Consider the following 15,619-nt stretch of genomic DNA (forward strand, 5'->3'; position numbering starts at 1 on the left):
TTGACGCACCCCGGTCGACGTCAATAGGGTGAAGAGCACTGAACGAATGTTCACTCGGAAGGTCGGCGCGGACTTCATCACCGACGATGCGCGTGCGCGGCCGCCGACGACGCTGGAGGCGATGACGCGATGAGCTCTTGGTTCGATACCCGACCGTGGATGGCGACGTGGGGCGACATCGCCCCGACACCGCACGTGCTCGAGACGTCGACGACGCTGCGCGACCTCGCGGCGACCGTCGAGGCACACGGCGACGAGGTGGCGCTGACGTACTTCGGGTTCGCACCGACATGGGCGGAGTTCGACCGGTATTCGACGGCGTTCGCCGCCTACCTCAGCGACCAGGGCATCGCACCCGGTGACCGGGTGGGCATCTACGACCAGAACACCCCGGCATTCATGATCGCGACCTATGGGATCTGGAAGGCCGGCGGTGTCGTCGTCCCCCTCAATCCGATGTACCGCGGGGAGCTCGAGCACGTCTTCTCCGACGCCGAGGTCAGAGCGCTCGTCGTGTCGAAAGCGGCCTATCTCGATCGCGTCAGGCCCTTTGCCGCGGACATTCCCACCATCGTGCTCGCCGATGACCGCAGCTACCAGGTCGACGGACCCGAGAAGCTCTTCGCGATGTTCGACGCCCTTCCCGGCACCCCCGGGGTCAGCCCGGAACCGGGTGCGCCGGACCACCTCGGCGGGCCGGACTTCCAAGCCGTCGTCGACTCCTATCTCGATTCGGACTTCACGCCCGTCGACGTCGCGCCCGAGGACGAAGCGCTCGTCGTCTACACCTCCGGAACCTCGGGTCGGTCGAAGGGGGCGTCGGGCACGCATGCGGCGGTTTCGAGCAATTCCCGCTACAACATGCGCAATTCGTGGTTCGAGCCCGGCGACGGCTACCTCACGCTCGCCCCGATCTTCCACATCACCGGGTTCATCTGCCAGTTCATCGCCGCGGTCTCCGGTGGCGCGCGCCTCATCCTCAACTACCGGTTCGAACCGGAGTCGTTCCTCGGGCTCATCGTCAGGGAGCGGCCGACGTACATGGCGGGTCCGGCCACCGTCTACACGGCGATGCTCGCCCATCCCGCCGTCACCGCCGACCACTTCTCCTCATTCAAGCGCGTCATGTCCGGTGGCGCGCCCCTGCCCGAGGGGCTCGTCACGAAGTTCAAGGAGAAGCTCGGTATAGACATCGGCCAGGGGTACGGACTGACGGAGACGATGGGGCAGGCGGTCAGCGTCCCGTTCGGGCTGCAGGCCCCGGTCGATCCCGACAGCGGCAACCTCTCGTGCGGGCTCCCCCAGCCGGACACGATGGTGCGGATCCTCGATGACTCCGGTGAGCCGGTGGGCCCGGGCGAACTCGGCGAGGTCGCGATCTCAGGCCCCGAGGTGGCCTCGGAGTACATCAACAACCCCACGGCCACGTCCGATCAGATCCCCGCCGGAGAGCTGCGCACCGGGGATGTCGGCTACATGAATGAGGACGGGTGGCTCTTCATCGTCGACCGGAAGAAGGACATGATCAACGCCTCCGGCTACAAGGTGTGGCCGCGTGAGGTCGAGGATGTCCTCTACACCCATCCGGCGGTTCAGGAGGCTGCCGTCGTCGGTGTTCCCGACGAGTACCGCGGTGAGGATGTCGCCGCGTTCGTCACTCTGCAGCCCGGCGCCGAGGCGACCCCGGAGGAGATCATCGCCTACTGCCGTGACCGTCTCGCCTCGTTCAAGGCCCCGCACCAGGCGACGTTCATCGACGAGCTGCCGAAGACGAGTTCGGGCAAGATCCTGCGCCGCACGATCCGCGCCGATGCCGCCGAGGCGGCGCAGTCGGCCAAGACGGCAGCTTCAGGCGACCGCGGAGCCGCCGCCGGGTGATCCACGATCCGGCCCGACCATGAGATCGCACCGCCCCGGGCGCACCGACCTACCCCAGGCTCACCCGGGACGCCCCGCCGACGCGGCCGAAACGGTCGGGCTGGCAGGTGAGCAGCACGACCTGCGCGGTCTCGCCGATCCGGCCGAGGATGACGTTGAGGGCGGCGAGGCGCTCGGGGTCGGCGAATCCGAAGGCGTCGTCGAGGATGACCGGAGCACCGGTCTGCGGGTCGATGAGGGCGGCCACGGCGAGGCGCCCGATGAGGGAGAGCTGCTCCTTCGTTCCGCCCGAGAGCGAATCGAAGGGCACGGTCGTGCCGTCGAGCGTCCGTGAGGCGATCTCGAGATCCTCGGAGACCTCGACGGCGAACGTCGGTCCGAAGACCATTCGGCCCAGCCGCTCGATCTGCTCCTTGAAGGGCGCCACATACTTCCGCTGGGCTTCGGCCTTGTGCGCGTAGACCGTCGAGCGCAGCAGCGCGATCGCCTGCGCGCTCCGCTCGACCCTCGCGAGTCTCGCCTCCGCCGTCTCGAGCGACTCCCGTGCCGCCTCGACCTTCTCGAAGATGCCCTCGCTGAGGCGATCGTCGATGAGCGCCGTGAGCTGGTCGACCTCCTGCCGATCCGCAGTCTGCTGCGCCTCGTTGTCGGCCACGACCTTGCGGGCGTTGTCCCGCCTGGCCTCAAGCGTCTCGGGGTCGGCCGCCTCGTAGGCGGCTCTCGCCTCGCCGAGCGCCGCCTCGGCCTCCTCAGCCCGTGCCCGAGCCGCGTCGAGGGCCGCAGCGAGACTCTCATCGGAGTGGTCGGCCTGCGCGGCGGCCACCGCCGCCTGCAACCGCTCCGACTGCGTCCGTGCCTCCTGCAGGGTCGTCTGAGCGCGCACCGTGTCGACTCGCGAATCGTCGCGGACGGCGCGGGTGCGCTCGAGGTCGGCTTCGGCCTCGGTGACGGCGGTCTGCGCCGCGTCGGCTGCCGCTTCGGCCTCCGCGACGATCTCCTCGAGTTCGTCGACCGATGCGGCGTCCTCGGCAGACCGCTCCTCGCGGGCGTCCTCAGTCTGGGCATCCTCTGCCGTGCCGTCACCGGCGATGAGCGCCTCGGCGCGCGCGAGCTTCGCGTCGAGGTCGTCGCGCTCGTCCCGTCCGAGCAGCGCCGTCAGCGTCGCCGTCGTCTCGGTGACGATCGCCTCCGCGTCCGCCCGGCGATTCGCCTGCTCGCGCGCCTGGTCGAGCGACTCGACACCGAGGCGCTCCATCTCGGCGGTGAGTGCACGCTCTGCGGTCGTCACGGCACGATCGAGATCGACCGGCGACGCTCCCGGGCTCACGGTGATGTCGGCGATGCCCGCGATGGCGATGCGCACGTCGTCGACGACGGCGACCGCGCCCGTGTCCTCGGCGGCGATGTCGGCGCCGTCGACGGCGATGGGGGTCTCACCGAGGCGGGTGACTCGCACCTGCGCGGCGGCCGACCGCTTCGCACCGCTTGCGATGCGCACCTCGGTGTCGAGTCCGACGAGCCGGTCGACGTCGGCGGTCGTGACGGCGATCGATCCGACGACCGCGCGTGCTCGGTTCCGGGTGTCCTCGAGCGTCCGGATCTCGTCGAGTCGTGCCCGCAATGCGGTGACCTCACCGCGTGCCCTCGCACGTGCCACATCGCGGGAGGCACGCTTCGTCCGCTCCCGGGCATCGGCCAGCGCGGTCCGCCGCTCACCGAGGCGCTGCTGGGCGGCCTCGAACGCCGCATCCCGCTGCGCGTGCGAGGATTCGAGATCGCTCGCAGCGGTCTGCGCTGTCTCGACCGCTGTCTCGGCGGCGGTGGCCTCGGCGAGGAGAGTCGTGCGCCGCTCCACCGCATCGGCGGCGAGCGCGGCCTCGCGACGAGCCGCCTCGGTGCGCTCCTCGGCCGCGTCGACCGCGGTGCGCAGCTCGGCGACGGCGGCGAACGCGGCGTCGGCGTCCTCACGCTCACTCAGCGCCCGGGCCAGACCATCGCGGACGGACTCGAGTCGGGTCGTCGCCCGCGCATGCCGGTCGACGAGCGCGTCGAGGTTCTCGCTGCGGTCGACGAGGGACGCGAGTGCTTCGGCCGCCAGCGGCACGGCCTTCTGCAGCTCACCGTACTCCCCCGTCGGTCGGCCCGACTTCGTGAAGTGCTTCGCGTATTCGACGTCGACCCTCTCGAGGAACGCATCGTGGTCGGCGACCTCGACGCCCGTCTCTCCGAGCGCCGACTGCAGGGCGCTGATCTGGGCCATCGGCGCCTGTGCGAGGCTCTCTCCCTGCGCGACGTCGAGGGCGACGAGGAGGTCGACGTCGACGGTGTCGGCGAGGATCGCCGAGAAGCGCTCATGGGCCTCATCCCCGGAGAGCTGCTCGGGGTGCGGGCGGAGGATCGACAGCGTCGTCGACGGGCTGCGCAGCCACCGTTTCGCGTACCTCATCTCGATGTCGCCGCTGGTCAGGTGGAGTTCGACCTCGGGACCGGCGTCGACGCCGATGGGCTGGAGGTCCTTGATGCTCGCCTTCTTCGAACTCGCCTTGTCCTCCCGCAGGTGGGTGATCGCCTCGTGGATCGAGGACTTGCCCACTTCGTTGGGGCCCTCGACGATCGTCACACCGGCGGAGAACTCCACGGTCGCGTCGGTGATGCCGCGAAAGTTCCGCAGTCTAATCGAGTGCAGTCTCATGCTCCGCTCCTCGCGAATCGGTAGAGGAGGCCCAGAGCGTCCTGCGCCGTGGCCGCCGCGGGGTCGTCCGCAGTGGCGCGTGCGGCGAGCTCGTCGAGCGAATCCTCAAGGTACCCGCTCAGCCCGAGTCCGGCGAATTCCTCATCGGCGGCGACCACGGCGATGTCCGAATGCCGCTCCCATACGGACACGAGCGCGAAGAGATCCCCGGCATGGTCGAGCACCTCGTCGAGCCGGGCCTTCGCCGCCGTCGACAGGGTGCCGCGGAGGATGAGCCACACCGCGGTCCGATCCTTCTCCGGGATCTCCCCGAGGCGGGTCTCCAGGGCCGCGACATCGTCGTCGGAGTCGACGTCGGCCTCGATGACCGTGAACGCCCACTGCCCGACGGGGATCTTCTCGACGTCGACGGCGTGCGTCTGGGCGTCGATGTCGACGAGGAGGACGTTGCCGGGATCGTCCTCGCGCCGCGAGGTGACCTCGGGCGACCCGGGGTACCAGATCCGCTCGGCCGCGGAGTAGGTGGCGTGCCGGTCGCCGAGGGCGACGAACTGTGCGCGGCCCTCCCCCAGCAGTCTCTCCAGCCCCGCCTCGTCGATGGTCGCCAGCGAATCGCGATCGGGGTCGAGCGAACTGAGCGCACCGTGACCGGCGATGATGCGCACCTGCCCGGCGGGCACCTCGGCGAGGTTCTCCGTGGCAGCGGCGACGAGATCATTCAGCGGTCGCTTCGAGAACCACGGGGCGCCGACGACCTCGACGCCGGGGACCACCTCGGTGGGGGTGGAGTCCCGGAGGACCCGAACCCCGGCCGGCTGCCGGGAGACGAACGACGGGGAGTCGTAGATCGAGGACGCGTCGAGGGGATCGTGATTGCCGGGGAGGAGGACGACGGGGACCGAGAAGCCGGCGAGGACGTCGAAGGTGCGGGAGACGATGGCCCGGTCGAGCTGGTTGGATTCGAAGACGTCTCCGCAGACGAGGACGAAGTCGACGTCGCGCTCGGCCGCGAGCTCACCGATCCGGCGGATCGCGTCGAGCCGGGCGCGCTGGTAGCGGGGGCGCGCCTCGGCGCTGAGGAAGTGGGCAGTCATGCCCAGCTGCCAGTCCCCGGTGGCGATGAATCTCATCGGTCCCCTCCTCACGTTCGCCTCAATCCTATGTACGCTCCCGAGACTACGGGACGGGACTGACACGGACAGTGACGCACGTCATGACGGATGCGACTCATGTCCCGCCACCTCGGCGAACACCGGTGCAATGGCCGAGGTGGCGGGACGCGAGGAGGGGCCCGACCGTTCGGTCGGACCCCTCCGGGCCGCTGCGCTGCGGCGCCGGCTGCGTGTCACATGATGCCGGTGACGACGAGGAGCAGCCATGTGAGCAGCGGGGCGAGGGCGACGACGATCGCCCCGTAGATGATGAGGTCGCGCCAGATCGTTGTCGCCGCCGTGCCCTTCGCATTGGCGATGACGAGGGCGCCGTTGGTCGAGAACGGGGAGACGTCGACGATCGTCGCGGAGATCGCCAGCGCCGCCATCACCGCGGTCGCGCTGAGATCGCTCTGCTCGAGCAGCGGGATCGAGAGCGGGATGAACGCGGTGAGCAGGGCCGTCGAGGAGGCGAAGGCCGAGCTGATGCCGATGACGTAGCAGAGGACGACGGCGACGAGCAGCGGCACGCCGATTGCCACCGCCATCGTCGACAGCGAATCGATGACTCCGGCCTTGGTCAGGAGGCTGATGTAGACGATCATTCCCGACACGAGGAGCACCGTCGACCACGAGATCCCGGAGACGAACGTGTCCGCGTGGTGCATCGAGGTGAACGCGAGGACGAGACCGCATGTGAGCCCGAGGAAGCCGATGGGCAGTTCGAAGCCGACCGCGCCGATGACCATGACGCCGATGAGACCGAGCGTCAGCCACACCTGCGGGGTCAGCGTCGAGGTGCGCACCCGCTCCGGCGCCTTGAGGGCGAGACCGCCGCCCCCGTCGGTCCGCTCGGGACCGGTGCTGTCGTCGCGTCCCGTGCCGTCGCGGCCCGTGCCGGGGACGCTGCTTCCCGCGCCGAGGTTGTCGTCCGCGCCGTCGGTGACGGCCTCGGGTTCGGGGGTGGTGCGCAGCCGGCCGAGGGCCTTCATGACGACGACGGTGAGGATCGTGACGACGACGTTGATGACATAGGAGGCGAGGAAGAGGGCACCGGTGTTGATCTCGAAGCCGTTCTCCCGGGCGATGTCGCGGACGATGATGCCCGAGACCGAGATCGGCGAGAAGGCCCCGGCGTGGGCGCCGTTGATGATCATCGCGCCCATGACGACTCCGCTGTAGCCCGAGGCCGCGCTGAAGCCCATGGCGGCGGGGGCGAGCAGGGCGACGGCGGCCGGGGAGAACGTGCCGAGCGAGGTGAGGATCGAGGCGATGCCGAAGAAGATCCACGGCACGATGCCGAGCCGTCCGCGCACCGCCCTGACCGCGAGGTCGACGAGGATCTTGATGGTCCCGTTGCGCTGGGCCATGCTGAAGAAGAACGTCACGCCGACGATCGTGAGCACGATGCTCGCCGGGAACTCCTCGAGGATCTCCTTGTCGTCCATCCCGAAGACGAAGGTGCCGAAGACGAAGGCGCCGACGAACCCCATGATCCCGATGTTGATCGGCCATTTCGTGGCGGCGATGAACATCACCACCAGTACCACAAGGATGAGAATCTGGACGAGGGTCATGAGGTGTCCTCCAACTTCATTGTCAGTGTGATCGTGCCTGAAATTGCTGGGTGCCGCCCGGTCGGTCCGGGCTCTGGGCACCGAGGTGACCGTGGCGGTCACCGTGTGTGCGACGGATGTCGATGGTGCTGGGGCGGCGTGTCGTGCGGGTTTCGGTGGCCCGCCCGCCGCCGGTGCTCCGCTCAGCCGACGAGCGGCAGGGCGAGGTCGACGTCGGGCAGGTCGATGGCCGCATTGGCGATCCGCCGGGCCACGCGCCGCACGCCGAGGCGCGTGACCCGGCCGTCTGCGTCGAGCTGGACGCGGCAGGTGACGACACCGGCCGGGGTGCCGATGCGGATGCTCACCTCCCGGTCGCCGTCGGCGGGGGCGTCGTGCATGGGGTGGTCGGCGCCGAGGATGTCGTGGACGAGGCTGCCCGCGACGAAGGCGTCGCGGGCGATCGCGATCGCCGAAGTGATGCCGATCGCCGGGTGCGGATCGAACATCGAGACCATCCGCACGAGGATGTCGCAGTCGCCGGCGGCGATCCGCTCCCCCGTCGTCGTCACGTAGTCCTGCGGGGCGGCGACGATGCCGATCTTCGGCACGGCCGGACTGATCTCCTCCCCGTCGACGCTCAGCCCCATCGCCGGGGAGGCCGCGGTGCGCACGGCGAGCAGCTCCGGCAGGCGCAGGCGCACCTCGGGCAGGGTCTCGGTGCCGGTCATCCCCAGCGATTCTGCCGCGATGAAGCAGGCCGGCGCCCCGGCGTCGATCGCACTGACCGTCACCGTGCGGGTGCCGACGTCGAGCCTCGACGTCGCCTGGCCGAGGGGCAGGAGCTCCCCGGTCGAGACGCCGTCGACGTTCTCGAAGAAGACGTTGACGGGCACGCCCGGCATCGCGCTGCCGGGAATGGTCTCGAGGCCGTCGGTGGGGATCCGGCGGTCGGGGGTGGCCACCTCGGCGACGAGCACCGACCGGGTGTTCTCGTTGATCATGCGCACGCTCGTGCGGTCCCCGGTGGGGCGGACGAGTCCGTTCTGGATCGCGTAGAGCGCGACGGCCGAGGCGCAGTTGCCGCAGTTCGAGGTGAACTCGACGGCGCTCGCCCCGATGCCCACCTGGGCGAAGAGGTAGCTGATGTCGATGCCGGGGATCGCCGAGGGCGAGATGATCGCCGCCTTCGATGTCGTCGAGGAGGCCCCGCCGATGCCGTTGAGCTGGCGGTCGTCACCGGAGCCGAAGGCCGCGGTGAGGGCGAGTGCGATCTGCGCGCGGTCGGCGGGCATCTCGTCGCCGGAGAAGAGCCAGCACTTCGATGTGCCGCCTCGGTACCACTGTCCGTGGAGTTGGCTGTCCACTTGGATGTCCTCGATTCGTCTTGACCCGGCTGCGGTGCCGGCAGCCGCGTGTTCGGCTGTTCGTCTGCAGTGCGGGGACTGCAGCGGTGCATGGGAATCAAGGTGTCACGGGTGCTGATTAAGTTCAATCAAAACTTAGTTCACTTGATCTAAGCTACGCTTAAACCATGAGTTCAGCGCCGTACAACGTCGACCGGCTCCTACTCCTGCTTCTCGTCTATCGGACAGGCAGCCTCTCCGGGGCCGCCGACGAACTGGCCCTGTCGACCTCGGCGGTCTCCCAGCAGATGAGCAAACTCGAACGCGAGGTCGGGCTTCCGCTCGTCGTTCGGCACCCCAAGGGCATGCGGCTCACCGACGCCGGCATCAAGCTCTGCGCGCACGCGATGACGATCGACAATGCGCTCGCCGCGGCGAAGAACGATATGGCGGCGTTCGCGCAGCTCGATCGCGGTGAGGTGAGGATCGCGACGTTTCCGACGTTCGCCGCCTCGATCATGCCGAAGGTCCTCCTCCACTTCCATGACCTCCATCCCGACATCGAGGTGACCGTCAAGAGCTATCGCCTCGACCGGATCGCCGAGGCGCTCGAGCGGCGGGAGGTCGACCTTGCGACGCTGTGGGACTATCCGTGGGCGCCGATCAGCGCCGACATCCCCGTCCAGACGACGCTGGTCCAGGAGCCGACGATGCTTCTGCTGCCGGCCACCCACCGGCTCGCCCGCCGCCGCATCGTCGAGCTCGAGGAAGTGGCGAGCGATCCGTGGATCACCCGCTCGTCGCATCCGGTCGCCTCGGTGCTCAGTCGGATCTGCCGGGACGCCGGGTTCGACCCGCGGGTCGTCTTCGAGGCCTATGACTACCCCGAGCTCCTCGGGATGGTCGCCGCCGGGCTCGGTGTCGCGATCGCCCCGCGCCTGGCGGTGCGCTCGCACGGGCCCGACGTCAAGGTCGTCGCCCTGCGCGGCAACCCCGCCCCGCGGCGGATCCTGCTCGCCAAGCTCGCTGAACGCGTTCAGTCCCCGGCGACGCTCGCTCTCGTCCGCTCGTTCCGTGCGGTGAGCGGGTCGAAGGAGTGGCGCAGCTAGGAGCTCGCGCGGATCCCGTCGGCGGCCGTCCACTCCCCTGCGCGGTCGACGATGAAGTCGTGGAGCCGTTGGACGACCCGACTGGGCCGGCGCACCGCGGTGACGAGGGCGACCTCGCGCACATAGCCCGAACCGCGCAGCGCCACCTCGGCGAGGCCGTCGACCGGGCGGACGCTGCGCGGCAGGAGAGCCACGCCCATGCCCCTGCTGACGAACTCGCGAATCGTCGAGAACTCCGTGACCTCGGTCTTCACCTGGGGTGCGAAGCCGGCCTGCAGGCACCACGCGTCGGTGAGGGTGCGGAGGTTGTAGGTCTCGGGATTGGCGATGAAGCGCTCCTCGGCGAGCTCGGTCAGCGACACGGTGCTCCGGTGCGCCAGGCGGTGTCCGGCCGGGACGACAGCGACGATGAGCTGATTCGCGAGCACGACGTGGGGCAGCTGCCGCGGCGGCGGAATGATGATCGCAGCGTCGAGCAGTCCACCGCGCAGATCGTCGACGAGAACGGCACCGTGGGCCTGTTTGAGGTCGAGGCGGATGCCGGGATGCTCGGCGCTGAAGGCCGCGAGCAGGTCGGGGATGACCCCGGCTCCCATCGTCAGCGGGAAGCCGAACCGGATGATGCCGCGGTCGGGATCGGCCGCCTCGGCGAGGTCGGTGACGGCCCCGCCGATCTCCGCCAGGGGCCCGCGGATCTCCGCGACTAGGGTCCGCGCCTGCGCGGTGAGGACGACGGCGCGCCCCGCGGGCACGATGAGCGGCACGCCGAGGTGACGCTCGAGACCGTGGATGCGCCGGCTCATCGTCGACTGGGGAACCCCGAGCGCGGCAGCGGCATCGGTCATGTGGCCGTCCTGATCGGCGAGTTCGACGAGGGCCCGCAGCTGCGGGAAGAGTCCATCGACCAATTCATCCATATTCGGATCATACCCATCGATCTGCTCATTGGACGGATGATTCTGCGGGAGCGCATCGTGGAGGAGAAGCCACCGCCCGTTCTCACACTCGACCACGAGGAGCCCACGATGACCACCCGCCCACGGTCGGACTCGACCGCCGATCTCGCCGCTGCCGACGTCGTCCTCATCGGCGGCGGCATCATGTCCGCGACGCTCGGGTCGATGCTCGCCGTCCTCGAACCGACATGGCGCATCGTCATGCTCGAGAAGGCCTCCGACATCGCTGCGGAGAGCAGCGATCCGTGGAACAACGCCGGGACCGGGCACTCAGGCTTTTGCGAGCTCAACTACATGCCCGATCCACAGGACGGCACCAGGTCCGCGGCGATCGCCGAGCAGTTCCAGCTCAGCCGCCAGTGGTGGTCCTTCCTCGCCGAGGCGGGTCTCATCGATCCGCGGGACTTCATCCACTCCGCGGCCCACGTCAATCTCGTCTTCGGCCGCCGCGACGTCGACTACCTGCGCACGCGCGTGGCGACGCTGCGCACCGATCCCCTCTTCGCCGACATGGACTACACCGAGGACCCCGCGGTCATCGCCGACTGGGCGCCGCTGACGATGGACGGCAGAGAGCTCGGGGACGAGCCGCTGGCCGCGGCCCGGTCACCGCGGGGCACCGACATCGACTTCGGAGCGCTGACGACGGCGCTGACGACGGTGATCACCGGGGCCGGTGGGGCCAAGCGGGGTGACGACGACGCGGCGAGCGAGGTGCTCACCGGGCACGAGGTCACCGGGCTGCGTCGCGACGGTGATGGCTGGGTCGTCACCGGCACTGCGCGTCCCACGGACTCCGGTGGAGGGTCGCGTCGTTTCTCGCTGCGCGCCGGCACGGTGTTCGTCGGGGCCGGCGGGTACGCTCTGCGCCTGCTGCAGAAGGCGAGGATCCCCGAGGTCAGAGGGTATGCGGTGCTGCCGGTCGGGGCGGCGTTCTACCGGTGTTCGACGCCGGCCGTCGTCCGCCGCCACGACGTGAAGGTCTACGGTCAGGCCGAAGTCGGCGCCCCGCCGATGTCAGTGCCGCACCTCGACAAGCGCATCATCGACGGCGAGGAGCACCTGCTGTTCGGACCGTTCGCGACCTTCAGCACGAAACTGCTCAAGAACGGCCGGCTCAGTGACTTCTTCACGACGCTGCGTCCCGACAACCTCCCTGTCATCGCCGCTGCCGGTCTGCAGAACCTCGGCCTCGTCCGCTACCTCATCGGGCAGCTCGCCGCGAGTCCGGCGCGGAAGTTCGCGCAGGTGCGCCGCTACTATCCGCGGGCGAGGCAGAACGAGTGGGAGCTCGTCCCCGCCGGCCAGCGCGCCCAGCTCGTCACCCCGGACCCGCAGCGGATCGGTGTGCTCCAGCAGGGCACCGAGCTCGTCGTGACCGCCGACGGGTCGATCGCCGGCCTCCTCGGCGCCTCGCCCGGCGCGTCGACGGCGGTGCCGATCATGGTCGACCTGCTTCGCCGCGCGTTCCCGGCCGCATGGCACCGCCGGTGGAAGGCGACGATGGGACGGGCGATTCCCGATCTCGACCGAGATTCCTGGGACGCCGAGGCGGTGGCGTCGAGCACTGCCGCCACGAATCGGGCGCTCGGGTTGGGGTCGCCGTCGCGGGCGGTCGGGTCAGAGCGCTGAGCTCACGGGCGGACCTCCTCACCTCTGCCGACCTCAGACTGTGGTGCGTGACGCGGGGACGCCGCCGCGTACTCGGCGGGCCGGCAGCCGGTGTGGCGGAGGAAGTCGGTGGTGAAGTGCGACTGGTCGAACCAGCCCAACTCGTTCGCCAGGTCACCGAGCGGTCCGTCCCAACCGCGATCGAGCGCGGCCACCGCGTCGCTGACCCGCGCCCTGATGAGGATCCGCTTGACGCCGACCCCGCAGTGGTCGAGGAAGAGACGCTGCAGGCTGCGCTCGCTCATCGCCATACCCGCGGCGAGCCTGCCGAGGTTCGTCGTCGCGGGGTCGGCCATGAGGGCGAGCGCGCGACGCACCCGGGAGTACCCGTCGGTGAGCACGGGAGCGCGCGCGAGCAGCCAGCGGTCGAGCACCTCGGCGGCAGACCGAAGATCCTGCGGCACCTCAAGGTCCTCATCGATGCTGGGAAACCACTGTGCCGCGGGGACCGTCGTGTCGCGGATGCTCGCCGGTCGCTCCCGGGCGAAGGCGAGCGTCCCACCGAGGCGGAACTTCACTCCGACGACCCCACCGGTGCCGGACAGTCCGACGTCGAAGCGCGTGCGCGTCACCGGACCGGTCACCCACATCCCCGGCCCCGGTGTGTCGGCCCGCCGCAGCCGACCCCACTCGGAGGTGAGGTTGATCGCCGGTTCCGACACCGTCGTCGCACGGTACCGCTCCCCCGGCCCGAGGTCCCAGGTCACCGACCAGTAGCGCTCCACCCAGGGGCTGAGCGCCTCGTCGGGCACCGCGGAGGCGTAGCGCGCGTGGTCGAGGAGCTCCCTCGGACGCAGCACCCGTCCCAGCCAGTGATCCGGCGGTCGGGTCGCGGGCCCGCACGCGAGCGCGCCGGACGCCGCACTTGGCGGATTTTTCCTAGCGACGCCGTCGTCCATGACACAAGAATGGCAGACATGACTGACACAGAGACGAACTCGACCCCGACCGACACCTCCCAGGCCCCCGTCGCGGCGCTCGCGATGGTCACCCTCGACGCTCCGGACGCCGCGTCACTCGGCGAATTCTGGTCGGCGGTCCTCGGCTGGCCGATCTCCTATTCCGACGAGAACTACGCGATGCTCACCGGACCTTCGAATGCGCTCGGCATCGGGACGATCCCCGACTACCAGCGACCGGACTGGCCCGACGACGGACGCAAGCAGTTCCACTTCGACCTCGCCGCCGACGACGTCGAGGCGGCGGCCGCGAAGATCGTCGAGCTCGGTGCCACCCGGGCCGATCCGCAGCCCGGGGACACGTGGGTCGTCCTCCTCGACCCCGCCGGTCATCCGTTCTGCGTCACGGACGCCAAGGCCTGGGGCTGAGTGCCGGCCGCCTCGGTGACGGGGCATCACCAGGTGCTCGCACCGGCCGGCACATCGAGGGCCCGATGCGGGCCCCGGCGGTCAGCGGTCCCCGGTGCGGTCGCGCACGTACTCCCGGAAGTGCGGAATGACGATGCGCACGACCCCGTGCGCCGGCGCCTCGATGACCCCGTGGGCGAGGAGCATGCGGCGGTAGTCGTTGGCGGTCTGCTTCTTCGCGCCGAGGCGGTCGGCGATCTCCCCGGTGTGCGAGATGTCCTCGTCGTCGGCCATCGCCGCCAGGTACTTCCGCGCCCCGGGCGTCAGTGCGGCGAGCGTCGGTTCGTAGATCTGCTGGATGAGGATCTGCTTGGCCTCGTCGACGACCGATTCGACGTCGGTGCGGGCGATGCGGTCAGCCTCTCCCGCCGCGCGCCAGGCCAGATCCCCGATGATCTGGACCATGTACGGGTAGCCGAGCGAGACTTGCGCCCCGAGGTCGAGGGCCGCCTCGTCGAAGCCCTTCCCCGCTTCCTCCGCGGGAAGCCGGAGAGCGAGCTTCGTGTCCTCAGCGGAGAAGCTGCCGAGGTTGATCCGGTCGGCCCGGCGGAGGAAGGTCGAGACCTCGTCGTTGACGATCGTGTCGATGCTCGCCGGCAGCCCCGCGGCGACGAACGCGAGCGGCGCCTCCTGGGACATCGCGTACGCCACGGCGTCGGTGACGGCCCGGAACTCGTCGATGTTCGACCGGTGCACCTCGTCGAGGGCGATGACGAGCCCGGTGCCGTGGGCATCGAGGATCTCGAGGACGGACATGAGGTGGTGCCGGAAGTCCGGCTGCAGCGCGCTCGTCGTCTCCGTCCGGGTGGTCAGACCTCCGGCGCCGCCGGGCAGCGTGAAGCCGACGATCTTCGACTTCGTCGTCTCATGGGCGTCGTGGGCCTCGAGCACTTCGGGCAGTCGGGCCTGCGTGAGCCGGTCGACGAATCCCGGCGACGCCTGCTCCCGGACGGTCAGCCACTGCCGTGACTCCGCGACGTCTTCGAAGATGTTGAGCAGCACCGTCTTGCCGACACCGCGCTGACCGGTGACGAACACGGTCCGTCCCGTGCCGCCGCGCTGATCGAGCGCCCGCGCGAACGCGTTGACCTCCGGTTGGCGACCGACCGCCACAGGCGGTGTCGTGCCGAATCCGGGCCGATACGGCGACTCCTCGTTGGCCGCCGACGACGGCGGGATGACAATGGTCATCGGGACCCCCAGGTGCGTGTGACGATGCGGTCTTCACTCTCGACCGTACATTACCGTATATTCCGTATTTGCCGTAGGTATATGCCGACATCACGGGTGCTCCCGATTCCGCGCACCTCACTACCGGTGAGCGTCGCGACGATCAGCGCTCCCGCGATCACCGCTTCGCAACCCGCACGATGTAGTGCGACCCGTCGAGACCATCGACGAGAAACGTCGCGCTGTGCGTCGAGTTCGCGCCTGTGACCACCCAATTCGGCTTGAGCACGAACTTGGCCTGTCCCGCCTGTTCGAGGTCGATGCGCATGCCCAGCTTGACGGTCCGCGTCACGCTGGTGCGCACCAGGTTGCGCGCCGCGCGCTCGGCGTCGGTCCGACCAGCGTCGTCTCCGACGAGGTGGGCCCAGGCTGAAGCGCTGTGCCGATCCGAACTCGTCAACGGTTCGGTCCGCGGACTGAAGTCGGCAATTGCGGCGCTCCCCGTCGTGGCGTTGACGAGGACGTGGACGGTGCCACCGTGGGCTGACTTTCCCTGCCGAGAGAAAACGCCTCGAGTCCGCACGTCGATCGCAATCGACCAGAACGGGTGGGCCACGGCTCTGGCCTCAGCCTCAGCACCCGGGAGCTTGCGCCGGAACACCGCGACCGCCTCGGCGGCGGTGACCGGGGCCGTCAGCCGGAGGATTCGAGCGGACCGACGAC

The 15,619-nt window shown here is 69.5% G+C and carries 12 protein-coding genes; 4 read left to right on the forward strand and 8 right to left on the reverse strand.

Annotation, left to right across the window (positions count from 1 at the left end):
- Positions 1-129 precede the first annotated feature (129 nt).
- Complete coding sequence (locus tag J9315_RS11665; protein WP_211977934.1) at positions 130-1,878, forward strand: AMP-binding protein; 1,749 nt, start codon at positions 130-132, stop codon at positions 1,876-1,878.
- A 49-nt stretch (positions 1,879-1,927) separates the two neighbouring features.
- Here J9315_RS11665 and J9315_RS11670 read toward each other — a convergent pair whose 3' ends face one another.
- The 4 genes from J9315_RS11670 to J9315_RS11685 all read right to left on the reverse strand — a co-directional run bounded on the left by J9315_RS11670 (position 1,928) and on the right by J9315_RS11685 (position 8,644).
- Positions 1,928-4,570, reverse strand: a complete 2,643-nt coding sequence (locus J9315_RS11670) for an AAA family ATPase (protein WP_211977935.1) — start codon at positions 4,568-4,570, stop codon at positions 1,928-1,930.
- The gene (locus tag J9315_RS11675) at positions 4,567-5,700 is read right to left on the reverse strand and encodes a metallophosphoesterase (protein ID WP_211977936.1); all 1,134 of its coding nucleotides are present in this window, start codon (positions 5,698-5,700) and stop codon (positions 4,567-4,569) included. Before J9315_RS11675 ends, J9315_RS11670 begins: the two co-directional genes overlap by 4 nt.
- A 215-nt stretch (positions 5,701-5,915) precedes the next feature.
- The gene (locus J9315_RS11680) at positions 5,916-7,298 is read right to left on the reverse strand and encodes an SLC13 family permease (RefSeq protein WP_211977937.1); all 1,383 of its coding nucleotides are present in this window, start codon (positions 7,296-7,298) and stop codon (positions 5,916-5,918) included.
- 182 nt (positions 7,299-7,480) lie between these two features.
- Positions 7,481-8,644, reverse strand: coding sequence for a PrpF domain-containing protein (locus tag J9315_RS11685; RefSeq protein WP_211977938.1), 1,164 nt, complete (start codon positions 8,642-8,644; stop codon positions 7,481-7,483).
- Between the two features lie 167 nt (positions 8,645-8,811).
- Between J9315_RS11685 and J9315_RS11690 the strand changes: the two genes are divergently transcribed.
- Positions 8,812-9,732, forward strand: coding sequence for a LysR family transcriptional regulator (locus J9315_RS11690; RefSeq protein ID WP_211977939.1), 921 nt, complete (start codon positions 8,812-8,814; stop codon positions 9,730-9,732).
- Here the strand turns inward: J9315_RS11690 and J9315_RS11695 are convergent.
- A complete protein-coding gene (locus J9315_RS11695) occupies positions 9,729-10,649 on the reverse strand; it encodes a LysR family transcriptional regulator (RefSeq protein WP_211977940.1) in 921 nt (306 codons plus the stop codon). The two genes, J9315_RS11690 and J9315_RS11695, sit on opposite strands and share 4 nt — an antisense overlap.
- A gap of 108 nt (positions 10,650-10,757) precedes the next feature.
- On the opposite strand from J9315_RS11695, the gene J9315_RS11700 reads away from it, so the two are divergent.
- Positions 10,758-12,320, forward strand: coding sequence for a malate:quinone oxidoreductase (locus tag J9315_RS11700; RefSeq protein WP_211977941.1), 1,563 nt, complete (start codon positions 10,758-10,760; stop codon positions 12,318-12,320).
- Between the two features lie 2 nt (positions 12,321-12,322).
- On the opposite strand, the gene J9315_RS11705 is transcribed toward J9315_RS11700, so the two are convergent.
- Complete coding sequence (locus tag J9315_RS11705; RefSeq protein ID WP_232623538.1) at positions 12,323-13,159, reverse strand: helix-turn-helix domain-containing protein; 837 nt, start codon at positions 13,157-13,159, stop codon at positions 12,323-12,325.
- A 117-nt stretch (positions 13,160-13,276) separates the two neighbouring features.
- Between J9315_RS11705 and J9315_RS11710 the strand changes: the two genes are divergently transcribed.
- Complete coding sequence (locus tag J9315_RS11710) at positions 13,277-13,687, forward strand: VOC family protein (RefSeq protein WP_232623537.1); 411 nt, start codon at positions 13,277-13,279, stop codon at positions 13,685-13,687.
- Positions 13,688-13,768: 81 nt separating this feature from the next.
- Here J9315_RS11710 and J9315_RS11715 read toward each other — a convergent pair whose 3' ends face one another.
- Entirely contained in the window at positions 13,769-14,917 is a 1,149-nt protein-coding gene (locus tag J9315_RS11715) for an ATP-binding protein (RefSeq protein WP_198498287.1), read from the reverse strand.
- A gap of 157 nt (positions 14,918-15,074) precedes the next feature.
- Positions 15,075-15,512, reverse strand: coding sequence for a hypothetical protein (locus tag J9315_RS11720; protein WP_198498286.1), 438 nt, complete (start codon positions 15,510-15,512; stop codon positions 15,075-15,077).
- Positions 15,513-15,619: the final 107 nt, after the last annotated feature.

It is taken from the genome of Brevibacterium sp. W7.2, assembly GCF_018137945.1.
GTDB lineage: Bacteria > Actinomycetota > Actinomycetes > Actinomycetales > Brevibacteriaceae > Brevibacterium > Brevibacterium sanguinis.

Coding starts and splice junctions, on each gene's coding strand:
- J9315_RS11675 (WP_211977936.1), bottom strand. CDS start 5,700: ATGAGATTCATCGCCACCGGGGACTGGCAGCTGGGCATGACTGCCCAC.
- J9315_RS11695 (WP_211977940.1), bottom strand. CDS start 10,649: ATGGATGAATTGGTCGATGGACTCTTCCCGCAGCTGCGGGCCCTCGTC.
- J9315_RS11670 (WP_211977935.1), bottom strand. CDS start 4,570: ATGAGACTGCACTCGATTAGACTGCGGAACTTTCGCGGCATCACCGAC.
- J9315_RS11690 (WP_211977939.1), top strand. CDS start 8,812: ATGAGTTCAGCGCCGTACAACGTCGACCGGCTCCTACTCCTGCTTCTC.
- J9315_RS11665 (WP_211977934.1), top strand. CDS start 130: ATGAGCTCTTGGTTCGATACCCGACCGTGGATGGCGACGTGGGGCGAC.
- J9315_RS11680 (WP_211977937.1), bottom strand. CDS start 7,298: ATGACCCTCGTCCAGATTCTCATCCTTGTGGTACTGGTGGTGATGTTC.
- J9315_RS11700 (WP_211977941.1), top strand. CDS start 10,758: ATGACCACCCGCCCACGGTCGGACTCGACCGCCGATCTCGCCGCTGCC.
- J9315_RS11715 (WP_198498287.1), bottom strand. CDS start 14,917: ATGACCATTGTCATCCCGCCGTCGTCGGCGGCCAACGAGGAGTCGCCG.
- J9315_RS11710 (WP_232623537.1), top strand. CDS start 13,277: ATGACTGACACAGAGACGAACTCGACCCCGACCGACACCTCCCAGGCC.